A 24,587-nucleotide genomic window follows, 5' to 3' on the forward strand; every position below is an offset into this window, starting at 1 on the left:
ATCACAAACATCGAGTTTGCGGAGAGCGGGACTGTTTCAGGATCGAGTGTTTTCCTCAACATTGTTGCAAATCACGGAGTAGGCTCACCGAAAATCAAGGTGGAATTTAGGGGGCTGCTTCGTACCAGTGCCCCCAACACTTCACTCCAAACGGCGGTGGAATTGCGCGATCAGACCGGAGGGCAGGTCCTCGCCTCCGTGGGCGTGCTCGCACAATACTCCTCGCCTGGGGCGGGGCAAATAGTTACTTGGTCTAAGCTTTTTACCCCTCCTTCCGGTCGAACACAGACCACCTTCCGCGTTGAATTTGGCGGCGGTGGATCGAGTGAATGGAGCGGGATGGAATTGGTCGCTTACACTTTCAAGAGGTAATCATGACAACCGGCAATACGATGCAGGTCGACGCTCTCGTCGCCCTGCAGGAAGCAGAAGTGCGCGAAGGCTTTCTGAAGCAGCGGACTTTGCTGCTTGGGCAACACCTCTCGATGCAGCTGCAGGAAAACAAAACCCTTCTCGACAAGATCAACGGCCTTGAAGCCGATCTGCGCCTTGCGAAAGGCGAGGGCGATCCAGTCGACACCGGTAACGGAGCATCTGAATAATGGCTAACACCACCTGGTACGGCGACGGTACGGCAACCGTCGCAGTCGGATCTCGCACTGTGACCGGCACGGATACCGGCTGGCTTACGGAAGTTGCTGGCCTGACCCCGATCAAGGTCGGTGACAAGTTTGGCATTCACGTTGGGCGCCCGATCGTAATAGAGCAGATCATCAGCGACACGGAACTGTTGCTTGCCGATGATTGGCCCGGTCCTGCGCAGACTGATGCGCCTTACAAGGTCGAACTGACTTCGCCAACGATTGCAGCAGTCGAAGCAATGCGCCGGCTGCTGGCTTCGTTGTCGAACGGCAACCTCGACAGTCTGTCTGAAATCTCGGTCGGCACGGATGACATTCCGATCGGTATCGGGCCGGGTGTGTTCGGCACGATCAACAAGGCCGCGCTTGTTCAGGGCGTCCAGTATGATGCGTGGGTGGCGAACCTTGCGGGCAGGGCTGCTTATAACGGCGCTGCTGCGGGGTTCTCGGTTCTCGTCATCGACATTGGAGACGGCCGATCGGCGCTCTACTTCAAGAACTCCGCGACGTCGGGCGATTGGAGTGCACCGTCCTATGTGACCGGTCCTGTCGGCCCCGCTGGCGTCAATCAACGCGGCAACTATAGCGCGGGCACAGCCTACGCGATCCGCGATATCGTGCAGTACGGCGGATCGACGTGGATCGCCAAGGTTGCCACGACGGGTAACGCGCCGCCCACCTTGCCGACGACCGAGAACACACAGTGGCTACTGTTTGCGCGCTCCGGCACTCCGGGCGTCGTGGATCGTGGCACTTACAGCGGCGCTACGGCCTATGCTTCGAATGATATCGTTCTCAATAACGGCTCGACGTGGCTTGCGCTCCAGCCGACGACAGGTAATGCGCCGCCGGTATTGCCCACCGAAAGCAACGCTTACTGGCGACTGCTGGCCCGCAAGGGAACGGATGGAACGGGAACGGGTGACGTTGTTGGGCCTGCCGGTGGCGTTGCGGTCAATGACTTGGCTGTCTTTGCCGATACGACAGGGAAGCTTCTCAAGAAGGCGCCAAACAACGTAGTCGGCAATGCACTGTTGTCGCAGCTCGCAGCGCCTGCGATCAAGGGGCGCCTGACAGCGGGAACGGGTAACGTCGAAGACCTCACCCCCGCTCAAGCCAATCAACTGCTCGGTGGTTGGGAACCGATTGGCTCGCTCGACTTGGCGGGGCAGTCGGCGGGAATCGTTAACAATCTATCACCATTCAAGGCTATTCGCTGCACAAGCGATTTTTCGTTATCGAGCGGTTATGCTGCCATCCAGGTTTCAACTGATAACGGCGCGACCTTTATCACTAGCAGCTCAAGCTACACATTCAATATTGTGGATGGCCCTTCATCTGGCGGGCCTGCTGCGAGTGCTGGCACAATCAACGGCATATTGATCGGCAACGGGACCGCAGGGAGTGTCCTTTCGATTATTGCATTTAACAAGGCCAGGAATGCTCGCGCGATATCTAATCAAATCTACGAAGACCCTTCTCGTAATCTTCGGTTAGCTGGCCAAACTGTTCTGAGCGTAGCGGCGCGCAATTCTTTGCGTATCGTGACGTCTGCCGGGAATTTCGCTTACGGCGAGTTTTATTTTGAAGGGATACGAGGATGAACATCCAGGTCCTTAACGGGAAGAATGGCACCTTGACCGAGCGTGCGCTGACGCCGGAAGAAATTGACGAATTTCAAAGTGCGCTGCCACCAACACCACCCAGCATCATAGACTACGAGAATGCCATACAAAATCTTGTCGATAGCACGGCACGTGATCGTCAGTTCCGGGACGGTGTGACGTTGGCATCCTATATTGGATCTACAATTCCTGGATGGGCGGCTGAGGCTATGGCTTTCGTCGCATGGCGCGATAACGTCTGGCGGTATTCGTATGGCGAATTTGCAAAGGTGCAGGCTGGCACGCGTCAGCAGCCAACAGTCGAGCAGTTCATTACGGAAATCGCGCCAATCGCTTGGCCCTAAACGGTTTGGTTCATCTCTGCCGGGCTGGCCCATTTTCTGCCCTGTTGTGAGGGCGGGTGTCCGATGTGCGACAGGACATTGTATTTGGGGCTCTCATAGTGGTTTTCGGCGGTAAATGGCGCGGAAAAATGGTCTAGTTGTTCATTGTTGCTAACGAAATACGCGTTGATGCCGGCAAAATCGCATCCAACAAGGCTCATGCCTTTGGCTTTGCCTATAAGCTCCATAGTTTTTAGGCTCGCACCGAAAAAGTTGGTGCCGTCCCAAACAGCATCGTCCTGGTACGGAACTTCGATAGCGATGGTGGGGGGGATAGACGAATTATGCTCGATACATGCCACACGAGATGTTCGGTCAAGTGCGCGCCATATGTGGCTCGTGTTTTGATCGACATCGACTCCTATGTAATCGAATTCTTGGGCAACCCCATGAGAATTTAGCTCGGCGTTAATGTTCTCACTTGTCACCATAAGGTTGATGACTTTCAGGGAACCGTCACTGATGAAGTCAGAGAATTTCTCTATGGCAGCGCGGAAGTGCGCTTCATCGCCCTCTACCCAAACTCCCTGCCATCCAGTCTCGAGCAGAAATCTGGTCGTGTTTTGCGTACCATCCCCAACTCCGATTTCAAGGAACGTTCGCTTTTTCTCGCCTATCCGAGAGAATATCTCTGCAATGTAACCATCCTCGCAATGCTGGCTATAAACCTGCGAGTAGTGGCGGGTCAGGCGAAGGGGGTCGCGCCCTCGCTCACTTTGAGCTAAAGAGGCTAAGAGATGTGCGAGGCCCACCTCCCGCTGGCTCCAAGTATGAGCTTGTATCGCCTCAAGCCGCTGTTCCATCGTTCGAAGCGGTTCAGTGTCCATTGCAACCCCCAAGGCACTCGTGTCCAAGACACACGTATTACAAAAGTCATAGCCGGGATCAACTGACGATTGCGAGCTGGCCATACTCTTCATCGCTTGGCCGGTAGCCTAACCCGGCTTAGGCGCGTCGCAATTGTACCTGACCTCATATTGAGGCTCGAGAATAAGCGACGTGTTGGTCGCCACGCAGGTGCGCCCCTTCGTCGACAACCACTCGATAGCCGCGTCTTGATAGACGACTTGCGGCGTTCGAGTGTCTGCCAGGCCAAGCGTAATGCCTTGTCCAGCACCCTGCGCTGCTGCGCCGCCAATGCTTAGCGTTATCATCATCCTGTTCTCGGCGGGCTTGTCGTAGACACGGTACGCCTTGTTGGTGGATGGGCTTGTCCAAAGTTCAGGCTTTACCTTGCCATAGTTCTCGATCGCATAGCTTGCGCCAGCGCATCCGGATAACGTCACGCACACCAAAACGACCGAGACTTTCCACCGCATCATAGACCCCCATCAACACGAAGCTGGTCTATTGCTACCGTATAGGTGACCGCCTCGCAACTACAGGTGGCTTCTTTGCGCGGGGTAATTATGAAGACATTCTCTTGATAAGGCCCAAAACTATAGAGGCCGTCGCTGTCTACCTATGTTTGGTCACAAAGGCGGCTACGTCGGATCAGTGCAGTCCGACCAAACTAACATGGTCAACACGAACGGAAATCGCTCCCATTGCTTGGCCGGCCGTTTAGGCCGACCAAGAAGCGAGGACCCTGTCAATTAATCAGGCGACCATACAACTGGCCATCACGCGGCGGGCGGTAGCGGTAATCACCCCTTCCTTCCCGCCGATCGCGCCATTCTCTGTGGTGACGCCAGTTTCGGCGGTCGTAATCCCGGTAATACCTGTCTCTATCGTATGAGCGATAATAGACACCCGACGAGTAATACCCGCCTGAGCGATATCCGCTATCATCTACGCATCCACTAAGAATACCGACTGATACGAGCGCAATTGCTGCGGTCAGAAGCTTCATGATCTTATCTCCCAATAACGCAATCAAACGTGCGCCTGTGACTTCGGTTCCACAAGCTCGATAGTGCTGCGCCGGGCCTGAACGTGGAGTGAATGCGCCGTCGCTACGACGGCCCTGAATCAAAAGACCCGCGCAGCGGGGGGATGCGTGCGCGGGTCTTTAGGCCATGGAGTTGGGGACATGGCGACGGCTTTAACGCCATGGCCGCCTTAATGTTCCCAGCGACCCCTTAAAAAGGAAAATCAATGCCAATCACCAAAATCTCCACACAGGGGAGGGCTTTCGTGCGCCTGCATGAGGGCCGTATCGAAAGGAGCCAGAAGCATGGCTAGAGAAAATCTTGCCGTCTCGCTCGACCTGATGTTCGGCCACGAGGGTGGCTACGTAAACGTCAAGAGCGACCGCGGCGGCCCAACTAAGTATGGCATCACGCACAAGACGCTTGCTGCGCACCGCGGCATTACGTCTGTCACCGCATCCGAGGTCAAGGCGATGACCAAGGAAGAGGCTGTAGAAATCTATCGTCGGTCCTACTGGTCGCAGAGCGGTGGCGACATCCTGCCTTCAGGTTTGGATTACGCTGCATTCGATTTCGGCGTGAATTCGGGACCCTCGACTGCAGCGAAGAAGCTACAGGCCGTTTTGCAAGCCAAGAAGGTGTACTCCGGTTCGATTGATGGGCACATCGGAGAGCAGACCGTCGCCGCAGTTGCGGCTTATCCAGGCGGCGTCAAAGACCTGATCGTGGCCTACTGCGACGAGCGTATGCGCTACCTCCGCAGCCTGACGAACGCTAAGACCGGCTTCCCGGTCAACGGCAGAGGTTGGACAATCCGCGTTACCGGCGTTGACCCGCTTGGCAAGCTCAAGAAGCAGCCCGGCGTCGTAGGCAACGCCCTGCGGATGGCCAATTCGATCGAGCCACGACCCACCGCGACCCCAGTCGAAGCGGAGGCGAAGGCCGTCGTGCAGGATACCGGCCTCATCGAGGTTATCAAGAAGCCAGAGGCATGGGGACCGCTTGGTGGCTTCTTGTCTGCGGCTGGTGCGATCTTCGCAGGTGCCGGTCCCATTCAGTGGGCTCTGGCGATTCTGATGATCGCAGGTGGCATCGTTGGCCTCGTCCACTTCGTCCAGCGCATCAGATCGGGAGGTTAGTATGCCACTATTTCTCGCGGGCCTTTGGTCCCGCGTTTCCGGCTACCTAGCCGCAATCGGTACGGCACTCGCGATCCTCGCGGGCGTCTTTTTATATGGCCAGAGGGCAGGGCGCTCCGCGGCAAAAGACGAACAGGCCGCAGCGAATGCCAAGGCCATCAAGAAGGCCGGGGATGTCGAAAATGAAATCAGGAATTTGGATGACGCTGGCGTTGATGACGCTCTTGGCAAGTGGATGCGCGACAAGCGGTAGCTACTGCGATATCGCGCGCCCGGTGCGTCCTTCTGTCGATGACCAGATGACGCCAGAAACAAAGCGGCAAATCTTGGCTGAGAATGAGAAGCTGATGAAGCTGTGCGGGGTAAAACCGTGACCGGCGCCGAAATCATGGCTGTTGCGGGTTTCTTCGTGATGCTCTTCGGTTTCTTCTTCGGCCTGTGGAAGTACGTCGATGCGAAGATCGGCGCGGCAAAGACGGAGGCCTCTGCGGCCGCGTCGGCGGCCTCAGCCATGGCTTCATTAGCAAGGGAAGAGCTTGCTGCGCATCGGCTGCACGTCGCCGAAACCTACGTTTCCAAGTCCGGCCTGCGTGAGCAGACAGAGCAGATCATGGGCGCTATCGGCGCCGTGAAGGATGCGGTCGACAAGATGACAATGCGCGTTGATAGGATTGTTGAAAACCAATCGAAGCCAAGGACGACGAGGTCTGGGTAAAAACAAAAAGCCCGACACTATGGCCGGGCTTTTCATGATCATAGCGAATGGCTATCAGAACTTTACGCCGAGGCCGACACGGATAGCGTGCTGATCGATGTCAGAGTTGATGGTGCCGCCACCTGTGCCGCCGAAATCGAACGTCTTGTCGCCGAAGTCGGTGTAGCGATATTCCAGACGGGCGAATACGTTGTCCGTGAAGGCATAATCAAGGCCAACGCCGAGGGTGTAGCCGTTGAACGTTTCTTTCTCTTCACCGAAGCCTGCTACGTCCGCATAGCCGCGAGCATAAGCCCAGCCGGCAGTACCGTATACGAGAGCGCGGTCAAAGGCATAGCCAACGCGGCCGCGAACCGAACCCTGCCAGTCGAAACCATAGGTGAGTGCGCCGCCGAACGCAGTGTTGTCTGCCCAGTTCTTGTCGAAATCAGCCTCAAGACCGACCACCCAGCTGTTGCCGAAATCGTAGTTGTAACCAACGAAGCCGCCGAGGATGCCGCCGTCAAAATCCTCCGAGAAGCTACCTGCGGTGCCGCTGATTTCGATGTCCTGGTTGTTCCAGTTGTAGCCGCCCTGAACACCGATGGTGAAGCCAGTCCAGCTGAATGCTGGTGCCACATCAGCAACAGGCGCTGCGGGTACTTCAGAAACCGCGTCAGCAGCCATAGCGGTGGACGCTGCCAAAACAAAAGCCAGGGTCGCGAATGTCTTTTTCATGGTCTGAACTCCTAAATTTGAGCCTCCACTAAACAACAACTCGATGAAATATGCTGTAGCACATGGGCAACACCCGCAACCCAAGCGTATCCGGGGCGGGATGTTGCTGCTCAAGGGTGTCGAATTCACGCGGCTGTGTATCAATTTTATCTGTAAGTTTGACGCTTCGGTGTTATTGCGCCCCATGAGCGAATTCAGAATAGAGCCGATTACGATCCTTTGGGGTGATTTCGAAACCCTCGAAACCGTCACTGATCTCGCACGGGTTCTTCTTCGCAGATGGCCCGGAAGCACAGAGGCGCAGGCGTACGTTACCGCTCTCATGGTTTGCTCTGCTGTCCTCGAAAATGGCTTGGATGATCGACCTGAAGACGCGCGTCTCGCTTTTGTCGACGCGGCTCACGAGGCAGGGCTCTCGGTCAGTCCCGACGACGAAGCGTGAGATTGGTGAGAAATGGTTTTCAGTTGACGAAAGAACCTGCTGGATTTAAGCGAAAACGCAGACTATGGGCATGGCTGCTAGTCTGCATACTGGTTCTTATCATCGTTGCCGGTGTATATGCCTATCTGGAAATCACGGCCATGATCGACGATCTGGGCCGTCTGTGGGATGACCTGGTGCAGTTGTTCTGGCTTATTGTTCCGGACGGCGAGAAATAGAAATTCCAGCAAAAGAAACCCGCCGGAGCGGGTCACTTCTTATGATGAGCGGTGATGAATACGCCGATCGACCCGATGGCGGTTGCGCCCATTAGTATGCCTGACAGAATTTGCTTGTCATTCATGCCAGCAAATACGGCGCCAGCTACCAATGACATCAGCGCTGCAAATCCAAGCCACATCCCTAGAAGACGGTAGTTTTGATCCGATTTTTGCCGGCTGTCTTGTCTGGCGATGTTGCTTTCGAGCGCCTTTTCAGTCATCCGAAATATGCGATCTGCTCCGCCTGGAAGAACCCTATCGTATTCCTCCAGATGTCTGGGGTGTGGCAAAGGACCCGAAAAAGCCTCGGTTTGGACCACACTAATAACCGTTGAAAGAATTTGCTCTCTCTGTACCCTCGATAGGTTCGAAAGAACTGGCTCCAAACGGTTTTCGACTTCCCCCTCAATGGAGGTCGACTGTTCGCTAGGCGGCTTGCTTGGGGCCGCGCCCCTTTTGGTTACGCCTTTCCCCACTTATGGCCCCTTGCTCTTTCATCACGTCGAAAAATGCGTCCCCCACATCCTTCCACGCTTTGTCAACGGAAATATGGTATCTTTCCGTGCTTTTCGGTTTCGTTACAAGAAACGTGAACGGAGCTGTGAAGCCGTCCACGAAACCCTTTTTGAAGGATTTGTTTGTCATAGCATTCATCCTAGGTCGTTTCTAACTCGGTCATAATTATCAATCATTATGAGATTTTCAAATCAAAGATAATGAAACATCGTTAATGTTTCACCCTGCCATTTCGTATTACACATCAAACGTGCGTCATCCTTGCGTGTTCCTTCCTCTCTTTCATCCATCAAAACTTCTAGTCTCCTACCACCTTCAAATCAGGCGGCGCGCCTTCTGCTCTGAATGTCCTGATATCGAACTGTTTCATGTCACCGCGTGACGTTAACATCGTCAGCTCCATGATTTCCACGTCGAGGCCGCTCTTGTGGAGGTCCCTCACAGCGTCATTCAGTTGACGTAGAGCCATGGACATGCGCTGTTTCGCGTCTTTCTGGCGAGTGATGCGGGATATCATCGAGGCCACTCCTTGAATGGATAATGCTCCCAGCAATGCCAGGATGACTTCTCAACTTTGCTTCGGCTGAAGCCAAAGCCCCCCCATTTACGACAGCCCGGATGCTCGCACCAGTGGTTCTCGTGGATGCCGTCGCCGGCCTTGCTGGTCTGGTCGCTCATTGTTGGGCCTCTCCGGTTATGTCGACCGGCCCCCGTGATGTTTCCATCAGCGGCCAGCGAACCTTCTTCTTCCATTTAGTCAATGCGTCGTTGGGCGAGTTGCAAAACACCCACTCAATGAAAGCATCGGATATTTTCGGATGGTCGTAGAGGACGGCGGCGATGCCTTTCCGCTCACTGAACAACACTTCGATCTTCGCGCCCGTCGGTATGTCGTCGTCGTCGGCCCACAGCTCGATCGCGACATATCCGGAATAAGCAGTCAGGTCAGACTCTCGATCGACCTCAGCGATCAGCCGCGAGTCCAGATCCTCGTGAATGGCTTTTTGCACTCCGAAGAAGTCACCATCTTCCAGAAACCGTTTTGGGTAGACACCGTGATTCTCGAGAATGTAGGGGCGAATATGCATCTTCCTCCTCCTTTATCCGAATAGTGGGCTTACTCTCCTCGTCAACATGCATTCATCTGGCGGCGGCCGCCGGTTATAAAAGGCTTCCTTGCTCTACCGGTTCTCCGCTTCGCGAAACAATCGTTGAGCCATAAGGTTCACGCGACAACACAATCAGGGCATCGTTTGGCAGTGGGCGGGCGAGGTGCTTTGCCTCATCCCAAGGCGCCCGCATCCAGACGTCGGTTTCTTCCTTCGTCAGCAGCAGAACGGGCATGGCCTTCTCGTGGATTGGCTTCACAAGGTCATTCGGATCTGTGGTCAAGAAGCCATAGAGATCGTCAGTGGTAAGCCCGTCCTTCACCTTGCGGACGCTTTTCCATTGCGGCACGTGGATGCCAGCAAAGAACATGAGTGATTTCGCCTCGTCTCGAGCGAACCAAGCGTTAGGCACATTGCCACCGTCCTGTTTGCTCGCCGGATCCGGCTCGGCGAAGCTGGTGACTGGGACGAGACACCTGTGCTCGACACCGAACCATCGCGTCCAGTGAGGCAGGTTGAGCTTGCGGACATTCGTCACGCCGCGGTCCGGCTCCATCCGGATGATTTCATCCATATCGACGGCCTTGCCTTTGGCCCTCAGCTTATCCGCTCGAGCTTCCGCAGCCTTCTTCTGCACGAAAATCGGTGAGGGCAGGCCCCAGCGCGCATGCACAAGCTGCTTCTTGCCATCCGCAGTGTTGCGGACGATCGGCCCCATCTGATCGGGGTTCATTTGATAGGCCGGCATCAGATTGATAAAGCTTTCTGCGTCCTGAGCCCACTTCGAGGCCCAGTCCTTCTCTTCCATGCGATACAGATTACACATGCTCACCTCGGCATCTTGGCTATGGTGATTTTCACATCACCCTTCACGCTGCATCGTTTGCATTTCAGTCGCTTGGCAATTTCGTCCACCGTAGTGTCCGTCTTCGCTGCGCGGTTCAGTTGCCAGTGCGGGATATTTGAAACGTGGCCGCAGTAGTTGCACTTGGCAACGACTATCTCCCAGTTTCGAATTTCCTTCACTCTAACGGCCGGCGGCGTCGCTTGTTTCAATGCATCGATCTGACTGCCGGCGCGCGCGTGGTAATGAAGCATGCAGCGGCCTGAAAAGCCTTCCATCGGCCTGGCGCATTTGATCACTTCTTGGGAAATGCGCCGCAGCATCGTCGGCATCGACAGGTCACCAAATTCGACCATGAGCTTGGCCGAACTAATGAATTTCAGGAGCTCGCATTCCTCACATATGACGCCGACAGGCTCGCCGCCGTAGTCCGAAAGCAGATAAGCTCCTTCACCTGGCATTTCTGTCGGCGTCCGGCTTCCATCCTCTCGTGAAACCGGTTCCCATCGCTGCGGTCGCCAGCGCAAGCTGCAGCCGCAAGTGCTGGATGTCTTCGATCAGCGTCTCGATAGCGGCGCGGCTATCGCCGTCGTGCCAGGCAATGATGTGGTCAACCGGATCGGCTTGCGGTTCTCTTGAATTTGGGCGCACAGGACTATCCTCTGGTGGTGTCTGCTAGTCGTTCAAGCTTCCAGCCGCATGCAGGCGGACTAGCAAAAAGCTTTGCTGCCCGCTGATCTAGCTTTGCTGCAGCGGCGATTTTAGCGTGGGCAAAGGTCGGCGCGCGCACTGTTACGATCCAGCGCCCAGCCTGAAATCTGTACTGTTTCATTGCTTGTGTTCGCATCTTGTGAGACATGATGTTCTTATTATGTTCTCATACTCCAAAGAGTCAATCGGGATTCTTTGTCGGTCGGAAATCTTGACAAATTTGTAAAAACAGTATAGCTTGATTGTCGGCCTCACCAGCCGCTCGGCAACCGACCGAGACCACCACATTGGCGCACGGTCGCCAGAAAGAGGGGATAATCATGCTCAGACGATTCCTGCGGCGTATTGTGTCGCCACGCGCATTCCTCGTTGCTTTATTCCTCGTCATCGCCGCGACCTCTGCGGCCGCCTATGCGCTCCTTCCTCCACCAACTTCTACCGCAACCGAAACGGCCACCGTTAAGATCCAACTCGAAAACGGACACGGTTCCGGAGTTCATATCGGCGACGGATTCATCGTCACTGCTGCGCACGTCGTCGGCGACGCGAAAGAAGTCCAGCTAAAGGCTAAAGGTGGCGCTCTTCGCAAGGCCGATGTCCTTTGGATCAACAAGGCTAATGACATTGCACTGCTGCGCACGTCGTCGGACGGCCTCGGCGTCGCAAAACTGGCCTGCCACGCTGTGAAAGTTGGCGATCCTATCGTTGCTTACGGCAATCCCCTGAAAATCGAATTCGTTGCCGCGTACGGCAAGATCGCCGGCGAGCCACGAGAAACAGGTCCGTGGAAAACGGTCTACGTGACCGACATCACTACTGTGATGGGCCAATCAGGCGGGCCTGTCTATGGCGACAACGGCGACTTGATCGGCATTACCGTCGGCGTCATGGCCGCGCCTATTGGTTTTTCAGGCTCGCTGGTTGGCTACGGCTATGTTGTGCCTTCGACTGCGGTTTGTGAGTTGTTGGGGAGGGTGGGGTGAAGAGTTTCCTAGGCCTTCGAATTCACAATGGGGAGCCCGACAATCCCACAAAGGTGCGCGCGTACACTGGAACTCTCCTTTCTAAGGGCAGTAGCACAGAAGGTCGGAATGATTACGCTGACCACGAAATAGCGCGTTGGTATGGGCTTTCTTTCAAGCTGAAATGGTTCATCGGATTTTGGGTCTTTGGAAAAACCGCTTATCCCAGTGAAAACGGCCCCATCCCGTACCGATAAAAACAAACGGCCGCCCACCAAGCGGCCTTCACCACCACATTGAGGAGACTGCATGCCTCTACCCATAGAAGAACTACGCCGAAGAGCCGACGCCTACAAAGAGCACGGCACGCTGAAGAAGGCTGCCGCCGCGCTTGGTATCAAGAAGTCTGCGCTCTCTGAAAGCCTACGCCGCGCTGCAGAGGCCGGCCTTCTGGGCACGGAGCCGGTGTTGCCTGGCTTCCGGATCAGCAAGATCAGCAACACGCCGAGCGGCACATTCATTCAGCAGTCGCAGGAGCGCGGCGAGAAGTTCGCGGTGCCGGCAGGTCACGTTGTCAAAGGCGTGTCTGCGCTCGTCGATGCTGAGGGGCGCGTTATCCAGCAGTGGCAGAAGACGGCGGTGGAGCAATCGCCGGTCGATATTGCTGCCATCCTCAAAGAAGCGTTCAACGACGTCGCTCCTGCCGAACCTATTGCCGCGCCGGCGCAGGTATATGACGATCTGCTGACGCTGACGCCTCTTGCGGACTGGCATATCGGTCTTTTCTCGTGGCATCGCGAGACAGACACGAATTGGGATTTGAAGATTGCGGAGAGCGTAATTGGCTCTGCGATTGAAGACCTAATAGCGCGAACGCCACCGTCTGCTAATGCTATCGTCTTGGGCGGCGGAGACCTTCTCCACTCGGACAATAACGAGAACAAGACGGCGCGGTCTGGCAACGTTCTTCAAGTCGATGGGCGTTACCAGAAGGTGCTGATGACAGCATGCCGCCTAGTCGTTCGCTCGATCGATGCCAGCCTCAAACGCCACGGCCACGTCACCGTCCGCATCCTGCCCGGCAACCATGATGAGCATGCCTCGGTAGCTGTCGCGTACTTTCTCCTCGCTTGGTATCGCAATGAGCCGAGAGTGACAGTTGACGTAGACCCGTCGCTGTTCTTCTGGTTCCGTTTCGGCAAGGTGATGATTGGCGCCACCCATGGTCACACGGTCAAGCTCAAAGACATGGCAAGCATCATGGCGCATCGCCGTGCCGAAGACTGGGGCGCTACTCGCCATCGCTTTGTCCACGGCTTCCACATTCATCACTCGAGCAAGTTTGCATCTGAGGGCGGCGGGGTGATTTCGGAATCGCACCAGACGCCTACGCCGCAGGATGCCTGGCATTTCGGCTCCGGTTTCTTGTCCGGCCGGTCTATGCAGTCGATCAGCTACCACAAGGAGTACGGCGAAGTTTCACGCGTTCGCGTGGCGATGATGGATGCCGCGAATGATAATGCGCCGGCGAGGGCGGCGGCGTGACGCCCTAGCGGACATACCAGTACCCGCCAGCGCCCAGCGCTATGAACGGCGCAAGCCTGTAGGTCACGGCGATGATCGTAAGCAGCAACATTCCAAGAGTGTTGTTTGCTTCACCCTCGGTTTTGCCGTGTCTGAATTTGAGGAAGGTCTTCATTTGGTGCTCCAGGATTAGAATCGCTGGCACCACAATGGCAATAAGGACTCCCTACGGGCCGAAGGTCAATTGCCACCCAAAAACTAAACACGGAATAACTGGGAAATCGGGGGCTGCTGTCGATCACATCCAAAGTTTTACCCAGCAATCCCCAACTGATGCCAGCCACCAACTGGCGAGAATCACCACACCACCGAGGAGACTTGAATGAGCAAGACATTCGTTATAGCGGACCTTCACGGCAGACATGATTTGCTCGTTGCAGCGATCGAGCGCATTGAACAGGCCAGCCATAGCGGCGGCACGATCGTCTTTACTGGCGACTATGTCGATCGCGGACCGGCGAGCCGACAGGTCATCGAAACGTTGATGGCCGGCCCATCTGACCCGTCTCGATGGAAGTGGGTTTGTCTGCAGGGCAACCACGAAGAAATCATGATGGCGGCGTGCTATGCACCCGGTCTTGCGAGTTCCTGGTGGATTCCAAATGGCGGCGGCGCAACGCTTATGTCCTACGGCCACAAGGCGGGCGTGGCTATTGACGTAAGTGTTGTCGAGCTTGCCCATCTGCAATGGATGGCTGGTCTTCCAATTACGTACAACGATGGAAAACGCATCTTTGTGCACGCCGGTATTCAGGACGGCGTACCGCTCGACAAGCAGGACGAGCAAAAGAACACGTGGATGCTGTATCCAGATGGCGCGGAGGACGGATACGGAGATCTTCATGTCGTTCACGGACATCACCAGCATGAAGACGGTCCATTGCTGCTTCGTGGGCGGAGCAACTTCGACACGCTGGCTTGGTACACTGGCAGGTTGGTTGTCGGCGTTTTCGATGACGAATTCGCTGGTGGTCCGGTCTCAACGATCGAGATCAAAGGCCAGACAATTCATGAACTGAAGGGGACCGCGTAATGTTGATGCGAAGAGAACAAGCCGCTCCGGCAGAGCTAGCTATACCGTTTCCGCAGAAACAGTATAACTCCGACATCGCCACCACCACCTTCGGCCCGCTCGATAAGTACGTGGCCGCCAATGACAACGTGCCGCAGCAAAACACTGGGGTGATTTCGACTGGCGTTTACCTGGATGTGCCAGCAACATCCGGAAGCGCCGAAGTTTGGTTGGCGTGGCAGGGAGGAGACGCTCCCGTCGGCGATGAGGTTGAGGTCGAAGTTCTTCTTCGTAACGGCGGACGTAATAAACGCCTTGCGCACCAGTTTGACTGGCGGCATAAAAGACAAGGCCCGTTTGGCTATGAGGGTGACGACGAAATAGTCGCTTACCGTCCTCTGTCCTCGGACAACGGACAGTACATCGGCCTAACCCGCAACCAGCCTGCCGAACCTACGGCACCAAAGCGCGACTGGAATGCTGGATTGCCTCGCGCCGGCTCGTTTATGCAAACCTTCACCGGTCGCAAATATTGGCCGATGTCGCCGCGCCCGCACGAAGTCTACATCGAAGACATCGCCCATTCGCTCGGCCTGCAATGCCGCTACGCAGGGCACTGCATCAAGTTCTACAGCGTCGCCGAACATTCAGTTCTGATTGCCCGTCACCTTGCAGCCAAGCACGCACCGGAGGTGGCTTTGGCTGGCCTTCTCCACGATGCCCCTGAGGCGTACTGCGTGGACATTCCGCGGCCGTTGAAGCCGTACCTGACGAACTACCGTGCGATCGAGCAAGACAACTGGCTGGCTATCGCGGCGCGCTTCGGCTTGCCTAAGGAGTTGCCGCGCGAGGTGCATGACGCCGACAACCGCATCATCGCCGATGAGCTGGTTAACCTGCGCGAGATGCCGTGGCATGCGCGGTACGCCGGGAAAGAGCTGGGCGTGAAGCTGCGGTACTGGTCGCCGGAGGAGGCGGAGCTTGAGTTCCTGGCGACGTTTGATGCGTTGATGGCGGGGAGGGCGGCGTGACCGACCTTATCGAGCGGCTAAGAAAACGGCTCGCCGAGGACGAGGCATGTGCCGCAAACAACGATGCTGTGGCCGACGCCTTGAAGCCGCAGATGGACCTATTCAACGCCGGGCAGGGCAACCACAACACCTTCGCGGTTCGCATGTTCCTCGACCACCACAACGGGGCTAAGCGCGATCGGCAGTATGCCGCTGACCTACGTGAGGCAATCAAAATCATCGGAGCGTTGGCATCATGACCATCAAACCCGGCGACGAAGTAATCTGCATCGACGACACTACCCTTCCAGAGCAATACCTCGGCATTCGTGCTGGGGAGACCTACACAGCAACTTGGGTCGGCATGTGCCGCTCGTATCTCGGCGGTGACTACGCTGGCATCAGGCTGGCGGGCGTGAACCGTGGCGTGTGTCCGCAGTTCGGCGATGAGGATCCACCGTTCGCGCTGCGCCGGTTTAAGCCTGTGGTTAAGCCCAAGGTCGAGGAAGAGAAGAAGATTGAGGAGAAGGTATGAGCGAGGACGAGTGGATTGACGAATGCGCGTCACTTCTAACTGTTGAGCCATTTAACTGGCCTGAGCTGAAGGCACGCGAATATGCTGCAGGGCTGCTCTCGTTCTTTGGTGTCGAATTTGACCCAGAGACAGCACTTGATGAAGACAGGCAATACTGGGATTGCGAGGAATCCGCGTGAGCGAGATGATTGAAAGGGTGGCTCGGGCGATAGCATCTACCCCGCCCAACGAGCGAACCGAGTACCGCGATAGCGGTCCCGTTATCGTGCGGGATTTCGAGCGCACAGCCAGAGCCGCCATCGAAGCAATGCGCGAACCCACCGAGGCGCAGCTTGAAGCCGCCGAAGAAATCGTCGTCGGTTTTGATGACTTCGCATGTGGCGACGGCAACATCTATCTTGGCATTCCCGGCTATCCGCAGAAGGCTCGCGACGTTTGGGCTGCCCTTGTCGACGCAGCACTGAAGGAGACAGTATGAGCGACATTCTGGATAAGCTTGACGAACTAGTTGAGAAGAACCGCGCCGCCTACGCTTCGGCACTGGAAGACTTTCGCGCAAACTTCACGCTCGGCGAGACCATCGCATCGAAAGACACCGGCTGCCTCGCAGCCGTACCGGCAAATGATAACGTTCCTGTCGAGCTGCGCGCGCTCGGCGCGGCGATCGGGAAGCACCAAGACTGGTTGAACGGAGGCATTGCGGAGAGGAACGCGGCGATTGCCAATGCGTTGCGAGCCGCGGCGCCTTCCTCTGGCACCATTCCACCCGTCATCGCGCTCACCGGCCTTGCTGGCAGCGGCAAGTCCACGGCCAGCAAGTACCTGGTCGAGAAGCACGGCTACCAATTGGTGAAGTTCGCAGGCCCGTTGAAAGACATGCTGCGGGCGATCGGTCTGAGCGAAGCACACATTGAGGGAGAGCTAAAGGAGGAGCCGTGCGAGTGGCTTCAGGGCGCAACACCGCGTCACGCTATGCAGACGCTCGGCACGCAGTGGGGGCGCGCTTGTATTGGGCCGTCCTTCTGGATTGAGCTCTGGGTTCGTCGCGTCAACCAGATCATCGCCGAAGGCGGCCGCGTGGTCGTCGATGACTGCCGATTCCCGAATGAAGCCGACGAAGTGCGCAAGCTCGGCGGCGTGGTTTGGCGTCTAGTCGGACGTGGCGGCATTGCCGGCAGCCATGAGAGCGAGGCGGGATGTGGTGCTGCTGACGTCGAGATCCACAACATTGGTGACATCGTGGATTTGCATCGCCAGCTTGATGCTTTCCTGGAGTGGCATTTGGAGGATGCGGCGTAGTGGAACTAACTAACGACTAAAAAGTTGAAAAGGCGGGGAGCCACTAACTCCCCGCCAGTCACATTAACGCTTGCCCTTAGTTTCACCCTGCCGAAGCACGGATGCAGCGAGGGTCAAGATTTCGGTCTTGGAGGGCTTAGTTCCCGTAAGAACCTTACCAGCAATAGACGAGGCCTTATTGCCCGACTGTGCCTTAGACATAGTTTTTTTGTCCCTCTGGCCTTGAAATGTGGGCCTTTGAGGATTATCACGGCTCTGCTAGGACTACCGCTTCGCTCCTGTTCCGTTTCGGCGACCAGGACAACCGAAGCAGAATCACAAAGGCTGAAACGCACCACGCGTTTCGGCCTTTATCTTTTCCAGACAGAGACAGATTCGGCAATAGCAATTTTAGGGATTTTTTAACTAATACACACTTATCCCCAAAATGACGATTCCGTCAAGTCGGTTTCCCTCCAATTTGCACTTATTAATTATTTATCTAATTGTATTGGGGATTATTAGATAATTCGGTCGTCAATTACTGGCCGCTTATTTCCCCAACCAATCAACAAAAAGTTGCACCACAAGAACGCCCGCAGAACGAATTCTGCAAACTGCGCCAGAAAACTGCAAACTGGTGATTCAGGAAGTGCCGCTAAGCGCTTGAAATAATTGGCGACCCCTGCAGGACTCGAACCTGCGACCTACTGCTTAGAAGGCAGTTGCTCTATCCAGTTGAGCTAAGGGGCCGTCATGCCGGGCAATCGATGCTCCGGCAAAAACTTTGGTCGTCGTGTTTCAGTGCGTCCAGGGCTGGGTGCGGTTGAAACGGAAATTGTCGGTGTAGGAAACCACCTTGCGAGTCGCCTCTTTCGGCTGTATCACGCGATATTCGATGCCCTTGCGCTGGGCATAGGCTTCGGCCTGTTCCTGTGTCTCGAATGTCAGCTTGACCTGCTGCTTCATGTCGGAACTGGAGGTGTAGCCCATGATCGGATCGATCTTGCGCGGAACCTCGGCGTCGAATTCCAGAACCCAGACATTGGTCTTCGCCTTGCCGGATTGCATGGCGGTTTTTGCAGGGCGGTAAATCTTCGCAGACATGTCGAAACTGCTCCGGTTGGACAGCGGGGTGAAACCCCGGATTATTCATCACGTACCTGAATAGAATAACCAAATCGTGTCAGGAACGTTGAATTTGAAATGGACCGAGTTCAAGTGAGAGTCAAGACGATTATCCCCTTGCTGTCGGTTCATGCGCTGCCCGTTCGACCTTACGTTTTGCTCAACGGTGTCGCGGCTGAACAAAGATGAATTTCCCTGTTGCGGACTGCGTATGAACCGTGTATTCCCAGCCATCGCCTCGGCGGAGTGTAGCGCAGTCTGGTAGCGCATCTGGTTTGGGACCAGAGGGTCGGGAGTTCGAATCTCTCCACTCCGACCATTTTAAGGCAAAGCATCAGCTTTCCGGCGTAACCTCTTCCCATAAATCGTCATTATTCCGCTGGCGGGCCGGCCAAAGTGCTTTCCGCCGTACCGATTGTCATGACATTGCCGCGCCATGCCACTGCGCTGCCAATCCAGCTTCTCGTCCAGATGACGGGCATTATGATGTCCCGTGCGATCATGGCTGGCAGGGTATGGAACGATATTGGCCACCCGTTGAGGGCGGTCAGGACCAATTCGGGGCCGTATATGAGGACGAGGACGGCGAGGGCGGTCGCTAAGAGGTTCACATCCATCATGGCCGCCGCGGTGAGTGCAAACAGAAGCGGGGGAAGTGCGCCCGTCAGGATTTCCGGCGCGAAATATTGCGGGAAGGTCACGCGCCTTAGCCGCGCCCAGCGGGCCTGGCGTGACCAGATCTCGCCGGCGTGACGCTGGCCGAGCGGTTGCTCGAAAGGGGCGGAGACAAGATGCACCCTGCGGCCAGCGTTCCGCACCAGCTTCGTCGAGGCCGCGTCTTCGGCGATTTCGGCGGCGAGGGCGCGGATACCCCCATGGTCTTCGAGGAACGGTTTGTTCCACAACATGGATTTGCCCTGCGCGAAACCCATTCCGATGGCTTCTGCCGCATATTGCCAGCGGCCCTGCGCGCCGTTGAGGAAGGCGCATTCCACATGCGCCCAGAAACCCGTCGGCCGCGAGCCCAGCGGCGGGGAGCACACGAGGCCGCTGTCTTTCCGCCAGGCCGACATCATGCGCGTCACGTAGGATTTCGGCATCAATACGTTCGAATCGGCGAGGATGACCCATTCATGCCGGGCGGCCAGCCAGCCCTTGACGCAATTGTTCAGTTTTGGATTGGCACTGATCCGGTCGTCGCCGATGAGCAATTGCGCCGAAACGGAAGGAAAGGCGCTCTGGGCTTTGCCCACTTGCGCAATGACGGGGTCGAATTCATCTGCAACGCAGAAAAGCAGTTCGTAATCCGGCCAATCGAGCTCGAAGGCGCGTGACAGCGTAAGAGGGGTGAAACTTTCCACACCGCGCAGTGGCACAACGATCGAGACAGGCGGTTTTTGCCGCGCAAGGGAGTTTTCCGGGTCGCGTCGCTTTAGCCGCCAACCGGCAAGGCAGATACCGAGAAGGTTGAAAGCGACGAGCAGAATTGCGCAAAGGGCAAAGACGGTTTCCATGCTGGCCAGGTCCACTCCCGAGCTTCCGGCGGTTTGTCCGCCCGGTGATTCCACGGAATTTGTCTCTGCCGATTATAACGTTTGCGTGACAGTTACATGTCACCGGCGGCAGGCGGGAGTTTTCCGCGCGCGACCTCGTGCCTGAAACAGTGAACGCCAAAAGAAAAGCCCTTCGCGGAGAAGGGCCAGTCATCAACGCGGATAATGAACGTCAGTGCATGTTGAGAATATGAGCGTGACTGCTTGCGATGAGAAACGACTCCCGCGCTTTTTCGATGTCGCATCGTCCGGCGATGGCATCGAGGCAGTTTCTGCGTGCTTCTTCATATTCCGGGCCGTGTTCTTCCGGCCAGCGGTACATCAGCATGTCCAGCGCTACCAGCGGGCTGTAGATTTCCACTGCTGCGGACAAGGGCAGGTGGATCGCCACCGGCTTCATCCACGAGGCGTGGTGACACGGCTCCGTTCTGTTGATCAGCATGTCATTCTCCTCCTGTTTCACGCGCCTTCATGGCGGTTTTCACTCTCTTTTCACTCCCATGCGCGAAATGCCCGCCTCACGAAATGGTTCCCGATCACCTAAAATGTGATCGATTGGGGGGTTCCAATTTTTCAAGATGAATGGAAGATGAACAAATAGATGAACCGGAGATGAACAAAACCGCCACCAAAGGCGTTGTAATGTCCATAAGAAGGAGAACACATATGTTCAATCTGTCAGGTATTCAGGAAAGCTTCTTTGGTGACCGCATGGCAGGCGTATGCCAGGCCATTACTTCGGCACTCGCCTTCGAATCAGGTCTCGAAAAGTCGCGCATTTCCGCCACTGTCGAAAATGACGTGATCTATCTGGAAGGCACGGCTGATTCGGTCGAGGCGATCGACATCGCCATCAACCTTGCCGCTTCCATTTCCAACTGCAGGATTCTGAGTCATATAGAGCCGGTCTACTGAACATTGCGCCAGCCGGGCGAAACATCGTCCGGCTCATTCAGACGCAATAACGCGGCAAAGTCACTTCCGGTTGCCGATTTGCGCGCTGCGCACAATATCGCCAGGCTTGATGCCGTAACGTTTCGCAGCGCCGCCATTCAGTTCAAGCACGAATTTCACTGGCCCGCGGGAGCTGATGATGGCTTCCGAATGTGGAACCGCGTTTTCGTGAATGTGGGTGATGCGACCGTCACGGCCAATGAAAAGCATGTCGAGCGGAATAAGCGTGTTCCGCATCCACATGGCGACATCACGCGGTTCACCGAAATTGAACAACATGCCGTTTTCCGGTGGCATGCTCTTGCGGAACATCAGGCCCTGTTCGCGCTGGGCATTGTTCAGCGCCAGTTCCACAGTGAAATCGTGGCTTTTTCCCCCGGCGGTTTCAATCTGCAGAGGTTCGGAGGTGAATGTCTGCTGTTGCTGCGCCTGGGCGGCGCTGGCCAGTGTGAAAAAAAGAAGCGCCATAACGGCGCTCTTCACCATATCGGGCAGGGCGGACATCAATGCGACATCCCGATCGAAACCGGGTTGTCCGGGTGGATTTCCGCGGCCATCAGGCCTTTGTCGCCATCGCCATAACGCACCAGCACAACCTGCCCGGGGCGAAGTTCGGTCAGGCCGAAACGGCGCAGTGTCTCCATATGCACGAAAATGTCTTCCGTTCCTTCGCCACGCGTCAGGAAACCGAAACCCTTGGTGCGGTTGAACCACTTGACGATGGCGCGCTCCAGTCCGCTGGACGGCGTCACCTGCACATGGGTGCGCACCGGCGGCAGCTGCGAGGGGTGAACGGCGGTGGACTGATCCATGGAAAGAATGCGAAATGCCTGAAAGCCACGGTCGCGCCGCTGGATGAGGGCGACAATGCGCGTGCCTTCAAGGATCGTCTGGTAACCGTCGCGGCGCAGGCAAGATACATGCAGCAGCACATCCTGTGTGCCGTTGTCGGGCACGATGAAGCCGAAACCCTTGGCGACATCGAACCACTTCACGACGCCGGTGATCTCGGTCAGGTCCACGGCATCGCCCGAAAGGTCCTCGACATCGACTATCGTTTTCGATGACATCCTATCAGCCATATCCTGCCAACCCCTCGATTACGCGCCATACACCGGTCAACTGATTCCTGTGCGCCAGATTAACATCTTGGTAACGGTTTCACGCAAGCCCTAGTTTTTGATTTACGCAGCTGCTTTTATGTCGCCGTCCTTGTCCGGGGCTTGCGATCATGCGTTTAACGGCTTCGGACCCGTGTAATGGAGAGGAATAAAATGCGGTATCTGCACACGATGGTTCGCGTCAAAGACCTTGGCGAATCACTTAAATTCTATGTCGACCTGCTTGGCCTTGCCGAAATACGCCGAATCGAGAACGAAAAAGGCCGCTTCACTCTGGTGTTTCTTGCAGCTCGCGACGACGTTGCTGCGGCGAAGGAAAACAAGGCGCCGTGCCTCGAACTCACCTATAACTGGGATAGCGAAGATTATACCGGCGGCCGCAATTTCGGTCACCTCGCTTATGAGGTCGATAATATCTACGACTTCTGCGCGCATCTGCAGCAGAACGGCATCATCATCAACCGGCCACCGCGAGACGGGCATATGGCCTTCGTACGTTCACCGGATGGTATTTCTTTCGAAATTTTGCAGAAAGGCGAAAGCCTCGCACCAGCCGAACCGTGGATATCTATGCAGAATACCGGTTCCTGGTAGGGATTTTCCGGTGAGCAGCAGCGTTTTCGGGCGCTCTTGCCTTGTCCTGAGGGGATGAGGCATAGTCCGCGAATCGAAACGGCCAGTCCCGTTTTGGGGGAAGCACACGATTCCGTTCCCGTGCTGCTGTTGGAAATAAAAGATACGGAGGCCACCCATGAAAACTGTCGAGGGCGCAAAGGGACGCGTTTCTTGTCGGCGTCTCGTCATCGCGGTTTCGTTGCTGGGGCTTTCCGGATGCGTTTCGGCGGTGACTGACGAGGAGATGGCCGCCACTGCCAAAAAGCCGGAAGTTGCCGGACAGCAGAAGCAGCAGACGGCCGCAACTGCTGCACCGGCGGCCGGTGCGCAGCAGGGGCATTATGTGGATCCCGCCGTGGCGTCAGCGGCTGGCGCGACCACGGCTCCGGCGCAGCATCAGGCAGCGGGCGGCCCGGCACAGGGTTACGGCGCTGCCGCCGATATCGCCGGACTGACGACGCAGCCAACGGGAATTTCCGCTGGAACATCAAGCATCTATTCTACCGCATCCGCAGTGCCTTCCCCGGCCGCCACGGCGCCCGGCGCGGCCGCGGCGGGTGTGCCTTCCCAGAAAATCACACCTGCGCTCAGCAGCGTTTACTCCGCCCCTGTGCAGGCGGCGCAACCGCAGCCGGTATCCGCGCCTGTTGCTGTGCCGTCAGCCGCGCAGGTACCGGAGCAGCACAGCGAGAACCGCCAGCCCGCTGCCGTGCCGGTCCCACAAACCGCATCGGAACAGCTTGCTTCGGTGCAGCCCGCTACCAGTGCCGCCATGGGCGACGAGAAGCAGGAAGGCGAAGGCAAGGGCGTTACGCTTGCAGCATTTTTCGCCGGTGCAGCCAAGAAGCGCCTGCCGAAAATGATCGAAAGCGGTTCGGCAGGTGGCACGCAGGTGGCCGCACTTCCGGGAGCGGCGGACAAGACGATGGGTATTGCGCTCTCCGGTCGCTCGATGATGTCCGACGAATTCGACGACGCTCATCTCGATGAAGAGGACGATGAACCCACCGGGCTGATGAAGCTTGCCTCGCTCTCCGGCCTGACCCGCGTCGCGCCGAACGGGCTTTTCCTGCAGACAGATCGCGTTGAAGTCGGTTGTTTCAAGCCGGAGCTCATCAGCATGATCAAGGATGTGGAGCGACACTATAACAGCCCGGCCATTGTCACCTCGGGCTACCGTCCGCCAAAGGGAATAAGGCAGGGTTCAAAACATTATACCTGCGATGCGGCCGACATACAGATCAAGGGTGTCTCCAAGTGGGAACTCGCAACCTATCTGCGTTCCCTGCCGAACCGCGGGGGTGTCGGCACCTATTGCCATACCGAATCGGTCCATATGGACACCGGTGAACCGAGAGACTGGAACTGGCGCTGCCGCCGTACCGCCGCGCGGAAGTGATTGCGACCATTCCTTGCCGGCTTACAGCCACGGCACTCCTGACGATGGACAGTGGAGTGACCGTGGACGCGACGCAACGTTCCCATTGTTGTAGGACGCTGCGGTTCATTGTTTCCCGCTTATGGTGCCTTGCGAAATGCAGCCTGTGTCCAATTTGCCCGTCTACATTTACCCGACTGAGGCGGCTGCCAGCTTATCTTCCAGCTTCTATGACAATATAGCACGTTACATCTACGCGTACCGCTAGGCGTCCGTGTTGGCGACGCTTTTATTTCCTGTATTGATGTTGGAAACGCTTTGAACACCCGGCGGGATCATTGCCTGCCGATTGAGTAAGTCCATGGAAATAAATACGAAAAATATTGTGAGGTGGTGAGAGCGCAGGGATTCGAACCCTGGACCTACTGATTAAAAGTCAGTTGCTCTACCGGCTGAGCTACGCTCTCCCGTGGCGGGCTTGGCT

The 24,587-nt window shown here is 56.4% G+C and carries 37 protein-coding genes, 3 tRNA genes and 1 pseudogene; 22 read left to right on the plus strand and 19 right to left on the minus strand.

What is annotated here, in order from left to right:
• The 4 genes and pseudogenes from WA845_RS17540 to WA845_RS17555 all read left to right on the plus strand — a co-directional run.
• Window positions 1-372 (plus strand): annotated as a pseudogene (locus tag WA845_RS17540) (hypothetical protein); the annotation flags it as partial.
• Window positions 373-374: 2 nt separating this feature from the next.
• The gene (locus WA845_RS17545) at window positions 375-602 is read left to right on the plus strand and encodes a hypothetical protein (RefSeq protein WP_337322503.1); all 228 of its coding nucleotides are present in this window, start codon (window positions 375-377) and stop codon (window positions 600-602) included.
• Window positions 602-2,245, plus strand: a complete 1,644-nt coding sequence (locus WA845_RS17550; protein ID WP_337322504.1) for a fusion protein — start codon at window positions 602-604, stop codon at window positions 2,243-2,245. The genes WA845_RS17545 and WA845_RS17550 overlap by 1 nt, the downstream gene beginning before the upstream one ends.
• Window positions 2,242-2,610 (plus strand): hypothetical protein, encoded by a 369-nt coding sequence (locus tag WA845_RS17555; protein WP_337322505.1) that lies wholly within the window; start codon window positions 2,242-2,244, stop codon window positions 2,608-2,610. Before WA845_RS17550 ends, WA845_RS17555 begins: the two co-directional genes overlap by 4 nt.
• Here the strand turns inward: WA845_RS17555 and WA845_RS17560 are convergent.
• The 3 genes from WA845_RS17560 to WA845_RS17570 all read right to left on the minus strand — a co-directional run bounded on the left by WA845_RS17560 (window position 2,607) and on the right by WA845_RS17570 (window position 4,440).
• Window positions 2,607-3,476: a hypothetical protein gene (locus WA845_RS17560; RefSeq protein WP_337322506.1), complete on the minus strand. Its 870-nt coding sequence runs from the start codon at window positions 3,474-3,476 to the stop codon at window positions 2,607-2,609. The two genes, WA845_RS17555 and WA845_RS17560, sit on opposite strands and share 4 nt — an antisense overlap.
• Before the next feature lie 108 nt (window positions 3,477-3,584).
• On the minus strand, window positions 3,585-3,968 hold the full coding sequence (locus tag WA845_RS17565; RefSeq protein ID WP_337322507.1) for a hypothetical protein: 384 nt from the start codon (window positions 3,966-3,968) through the stop codon (window positions 3,585-3,587).
• A 280-nt stretch (window positions 3,969-4,248) separates the two neighbouring features.
• Complete coding sequence (locus WA845_RS17570; protein ID WP_337322508.1) at window positions 4,249-4,440, minus strand: hypothetical protein; 192 nt, start codon at window positions 4,438-4,440, stop codon at window positions 4,249-4,251.
• Between the two features lie 385 nt (window positions 4,441-4,825).
• On the opposite strand from WA845_RS17570, the gene WA845_RS17575 reads away from it, so the two are divergent.
• The 3 genes from WA845_RS17575 to WA845_RS17585 all read left to right on the plus strand — a co-directional run bounded on the left by WA845_RS17575 (window position 4,826) and on the right by WA845_RS17585 (window position 6,374).
• Entirely contained in the window at window positions 4,826-5,659 is an 834-nt protein-coding gene (locus WA845_RS17575) for a glycoside hydrolase family 108 protein (protein WP_337322509.1), read from the plus strand.
• A 1-nt stretch (window position 5,660) separates the two neighbouring features.
• A complete protein-coding gene (locus WA845_RS17580) occupies window positions 5,661-5,912 on the plus strand; it encodes a hypothetical protein (RefSeq protein WP_174150118.1) in 252 nt (83 codons plus the stop codon).
• A gap of 117 nt (window positions 5,913-6,029) precedes the next feature.
• Window positions 6,030-6,374: a hypothetical protein gene (locus tag WA845_RS17585; protein WP_022556393.1), complete on the plus strand. Its 345-nt coding sequence runs from the start codon at window positions 6,030-6,032 to the stop codon at window positions 6,372-6,374.
• Window positions 6,375-6,428: 54 nt separating this feature from the next.
• Here WA845_RS17585 and WA845_RS17590 read toward each other — a convergent pair whose 3' ends face one another.
• The gene (locus tag WA845_RS17590; protein WP_337322510.1) at window positions 6,429-7,091 is read right to left on the minus strand and encodes an outer membrane protein; all 663 of its coding nucleotides are present in this window, start codon (window positions 7,089-7,091) and stop codon (window positions 6,429-6,431) included.
• Window positions 7,092-7,134: 43 nt separating this feature from the next.
• Between WA845_RS17590 and WA845_RS17595 the strand changes: the two genes are divergently transcribed.
• Window positions 7,135-7,533, plus strand: coding sequence for a DUF982 domain-containing protein (locus WA845_RS17595; RefSeq protein WP_337322511.1), 399 nt, complete (start codon window positions 7,135-7,137; stop codon window positions 7,531-7,533).
• A gap of 23 nt (window positions 7,534-7,556) precedes the next feature.
• Window positions 7,557-7,751, plus strand: a complete 195-nt coding sequence (locus WA845_RS17600; RefSeq protein ID WP_337322512.1) for a hypothetical protein — start codon at window positions 7,557-7,559, stop codon at window positions 7,749-7,751.
• A 32-nt stretch (window positions 7,752-7,783) separates the two neighbouring features.
• On the opposite strand, the gene WA845_RS17605 is transcribed toward WA845_RS17600, so the two are convergent.
• The 7 genes from WA845_RS17605 to WA845_RS17635 form a co-directional block, all read right to left on the minus strand.
• A complete protein-coding gene (locus WA845_RS17605; protein ID WP_337322513.1) occupies window positions 7,784-8,269 on the minus strand; it encodes a DUF2335 domain-containing protein in 486 nt (161 codons plus the stop codon).
• Window positions 8,220-8,438 (minus strand): hypothetical protein, encoded by a 219-nt coding sequence (locus WA845_RS17610; protein ID WP_337322529.1) that lies wholly within the window; start codon window positions 8,436-8,438, stop codon window positions 8,220-8,222. Before WA845_RS17610 ends, WA845_RS17605 begins: the two co-directional genes overlap by 50 nt.
• A 169-nt stretch (window positions 8,439-8,607) precedes the next feature.
• Window positions 8,608-8,826, minus strand: a complete 219-nt coding sequence (locus WA845_RS17615) for a hypothetical protein (RefSeq protein WP_269842633.1) — start codon at window positions 8,824-8,826, stop codon at window positions 8,608-8,610.
• A 157-nt stretch (window positions 8,827-8,983) separates the two neighbouring features.
• Window positions 8,984-9,397 (minus strand): hypothetical protein, encoded by a 414-nt coding sequence (locus WA845_RS17620; protein WP_337322514.1) that lies wholly within the window; start codon window positions 9,395-9,397, stop codon window positions 8,984-8,986.
• A gap of 73 nt (window positions 9,398-9,470) precedes the next feature.
• The gene (locus WA845_RS17625; protein WP_337322515.1) at window positions 9,471-10,244 is read right to left on the minus strand and encodes an SOS response-associated peptidase; all 774 of its coding nucleotides are present in this window, start codon (window positions 10,242-10,244) and stop codon (window positions 9,471-9,473) included.
• Window positions 10,245-10,246: 2 nt separating this feature from the next.
• Window positions 10,247-10,723 (minus strand): hypothetical protein, encoded by a 477-nt coding sequence (locus WA845_RS17630; protein WP_337322516.1) that lies wholly within the window; start codon window positions 10,721-10,723, stop codon window positions 10,247-10,249.
• Window positions 10,713-10,913 carry a dehydrogenase gene (locus tag WA845_RS17635; RefSeq protein ID WP_337322517.1) on the minus strand — a complete coding sequence of 67 codons (201 nt, stop codon included), beginning with the start codon at window positions 10,911-10,913 and terminating at the stop codon, window positions 10,713-10,715. The genes WA845_RS17630 and WA845_RS17635 overlap by 11 nt, the downstream gene beginning before the upstream one ends.
• A 380-nt stretch (window positions 10,914-11,293) precedes the next feature.
• On the opposite strand from WA845_RS17635, the gene WA845_RS17640 reads away from it, so the two are divergent.
• Both WA845_RS17640 and WA845_RS17645 read left to right on the plus strand, forming a co-directional pair.
• Window positions 11,294-11,956, plus strand: a complete 663-nt coding sequence (locus WA845_RS17640) for a S1C family serine protease (RefSeq protein WP_337322518.1) — start codon at window positions 11,294-11,296, stop codon at window positions 11,954-11,956.
• A gap of 288 nt (window positions 11,957-12,244) precedes the next feature.
• Window positions 12,245-13,480 carry a hypothetical protein gene (locus WA845_RS17645; protein WP_337322519.1) on the plus strand — a complete coding sequence of 412 codons (1,236 nt, stop codon included), beginning with the start codon at window positions 12,245-12,247 and terminating at the stop codon, window positions 13,478-13,480.
• A gap of 4 nt (window positions 13,481-13,484) precedes the next feature.
• Here the strand turns inward: WA845_RS17645 and WA845_RS17650 are convergent, their stop codons facing one another.
• Window positions 13,485-13,634 carry a hypothetical protein gene (locus WA845_RS17650; RefSeq protein WP_158454197.1) on the minus strand — a complete coding sequence of 50 codons (150 nt, stop codon included), beginning with the start codon at window positions 13,632-13,634 and terminating at the stop codon, window positions 13,485-13,487.
• 207 nt (window positions 13,635-13,841) lie between these two features.
• On the opposite strand from WA845_RS17650, the gene WA845_RS17655 reads away from it, so the two are divergent.
• The 7 genes from WA845_RS17655 to WA845_RS17685 are packed head-to-tail and all read left to right on the plus strand — an operon-like array spanning window position 13,842 to window position 17,375.
• Window positions 13,842-14,552: a metallophosphoesterase gene (locus WA845_RS17655; protein WP_337322520.1), complete on the plus strand. Its 711-nt coding sequence runs from the start codon at window positions 13,842-13,844 to the stop codon at window positions 14,550-14,552.
• A complete protein-coding gene (locus WA845_RS17660; RefSeq protein WP_337322521.1) occupies window positions 14,552-15,562 on the plus strand; it encodes a hypothetical protein in 1,011 nt (336 codons plus the stop codon). Before WA845_RS17655 ends, WA845_RS17660 begins: the two co-directional genes overlap by 1 nt.
• Window positions 15,559-15,801 carry a hypothetical protein gene (locus tag WA845_RS17665; protein ID WP_337322522.1) on the plus strand — a complete coding sequence of 81 codons (243 nt, stop codon included), beginning with the start codon at window positions 15,559-15,561 and terminating at the stop codon, window positions 15,799-15,801. The genes WA845_RS17660 and WA845_RS17665 overlap by 4 nt, the downstream gene beginning before the upstream one ends.
• Complete coding sequence (locus WA845_RS17670; RefSeq protein WP_337322523.1) at window positions 15,798-16,076, plus strand: hypothetical protein; 279 nt, start codon at window positions 15,798-15,800, stop codon at window positions 16,074-16,076. The genes WA845_RS17665 and WA845_RS17670 overlap by 4 nt, the downstream gene beginning before the upstream one ends.
• The gene (locus WA845_RS17675; RefSeq protein ID WP_337322524.1) at window positions 16,073-16,255 is read left to right on the plus strand and encodes a hypothetical protein; all 183 of its coding nucleotides are present in this window, start codon (window positions 16,073-16,075) and stop codon (window positions 16,253-16,255) included. Before WA845_RS17670 ends, WA845_RS17675 begins: the two co-directional genes overlap by 4 nt.
• Window positions 16,252-16,554 (plus strand): hypothetical protein, encoded by a 303-nt coding sequence (locus tag WA845_RS17680; protein ID WP_337322525.1) that lies wholly within the window; start codon window positions 16,252-16,254, stop codon window positions 16,552-16,554. Before WA845_RS17675 ends, WA845_RS17680 begins: the two co-directional genes overlap by 4 nt.
• A complete protein-coding gene (locus WA845_RS17685; protein WP_337322526.1) occupies window positions 16,551-17,375 on the plus strand; it encodes a deoxynucleotide monophosphate kinase family protein in 825 nt (274 codons plus the stop codon). Before WA845_RS17680 ends, WA845_RS17685 begins: the two co-directional genes overlap by 4 nt.
• Window positions 17,376-18,030: 655 nt before the next feature.
• Here WA845_RS17685 and WA845_RS17690 read toward each other — a convergent pair.
• Both WA845_RS17690 and WA845_RS17695 read right to left on the minus strand, forming a co-directional pair.
• Window positions 18,031-18,107, minus strand: a tRNA-Arg gene (locus tag WA845_RS17690).
• A gap of 48 nt (window positions 18,108-18,155) precedes the next feature.
• The gene (locus WA845_RS17695; RefSeq protein WP_004442361.1) at window positions 18,156-18,461 is read right to left on the minus strand and encodes an ETC complex I subunit; all 306 of its coding nucleotides are present in this window, start codon (window positions 18,459-18,461) and stop codon (window positions 18,156-18,158) included.
• Window positions 18,462-18,724: 263 nt separating this feature from the next.
• Here WA845_RS17695 and WA845_RS17700 point away from each other — a divergent pair.
• Window positions 18,725-18,801, plus strand: a tRNA-Pro gene (locus WA845_RS17700).
• Between the two features lie 52 nt (window positions 18,802-18,853).
• Here WA845_RS17700 and WA845_RS17705 read toward each other — a convergent pair.
• The gene (locus tag WA845_RS17705; RefSeq protein ID WP_112554544.1) at window positions 18,854-19,996 is read right to left on the minus strand and encodes a glycosyltransferase; all 1,143 of its coding nucleotides are present in this window, start codon (window positions 19,994-19,996) and stop codon (window positions 18,854-18,856) included.
• Between the two features lie 211 nt (window positions 19,997-20,207).
• Window positions 20,208-20,477: a DUF982 domain-containing protein gene (locus WA845_RS17710; protein WP_004442357.1), complete on the minus strand. Its 270-nt coding sequence runs from the start codon at window positions 20,475-20,477 to the stop codon at window positions 20,208-20,210.
• A gap of 224 nt (window positions 20,478-20,701) precedes the next feature.
• Between WA845_RS17710 and WA845_RS17715 the strand changes: the two genes are divergently transcribed.
• Window positions 20,702-20,950: a BON domain-containing protein gene (locus tag WA845_RS17715; protein WP_003522642.1), complete on the plus strand. Its 249-nt coding sequence runs from the start codon at window positions 20,702-20,704 to the stop codon at window positions 20,948-20,950.
• Window positions 20,951-21,010: 60 nt separating this feature from the next.
• On the opposite strand, the gene WA845_RS17720 is transcribed toward WA845_RS17715, so the two are convergent.
• On the minus strand, window positions 21,011-21,493 hold the full coding sequence (locus tag WA845_RS17720; RefSeq protein ID WP_004442355.1) for a DUF192 domain-containing protein: 483 nt from the start codon (window positions 21,491-21,493) through the stop codon (window positions 21,011-21,013).
• Complete coding sequence (locus tag WA845_RS17725; RefSeq protein WP_004442353.1) at window positions 21,493-22,071, minus strand: cold-shock protein; 579 nt, start codon at window positions 22,069-22,071, stop codon at window positions 21,493-21,495. Before WA845_RS17725 ends, WA845_RS17720 begins: the two co-directional genes overlap by 1 nt.
• Before the next feature lie 192 nt (window positions 22,072-22,263).
• Between WA845_RS17725 and WA845_RS17730 the strand changes: the two genes are divergently transcribed.
• Window positions 22,264-22,704 carry a VOC family protein gene (locus tag WA845_RS17730; RefSeq protein WP_045533768.1) on the plus strand — a complete coding sequence of 147 codons (441 nt, stop codon included), beginning with the start codon at window positions 22,264-22,266 and terminating at the stop codon, window positions 22,702-22,704.
• 157 nt (window positions 22,705-22,861) lie between these two features.
• Window positions 22,862-24,124, plus strand: a complete 1,263-nt coding sequence (locus tag WA845_RS17735) for a D-Ala-D-Ala carboxypeptidase family metallohydrolase (RefSeq protein WP_162719176.1) — start codon at window positions 22,862-22,864, stop codon at window positions 24,122-24,124.
• Between the two features lie 370 nt (window positions 24,125-24,494).
• On the opposite strand, the gene WA845_RS17740 is transcribed toward WA845_RS17735, so the two are convergent.
• Window positions 24,495-24,570 (minus strand) — tRNA-Lys (locus tag WA845_RS17740).
• Window positions 24,571-24,587 lie beyond the last annotated feature (17 nt).

Source organism: Agrobacterium sp. CMT1, assembly GCF_037203725.1.
GTDB lineage: Bacteria > Pseudomonadota > Alphaproteobacteria > Rhizobiales > Rhizobiaceae > Agrobacterium > Agrobacterium pusense.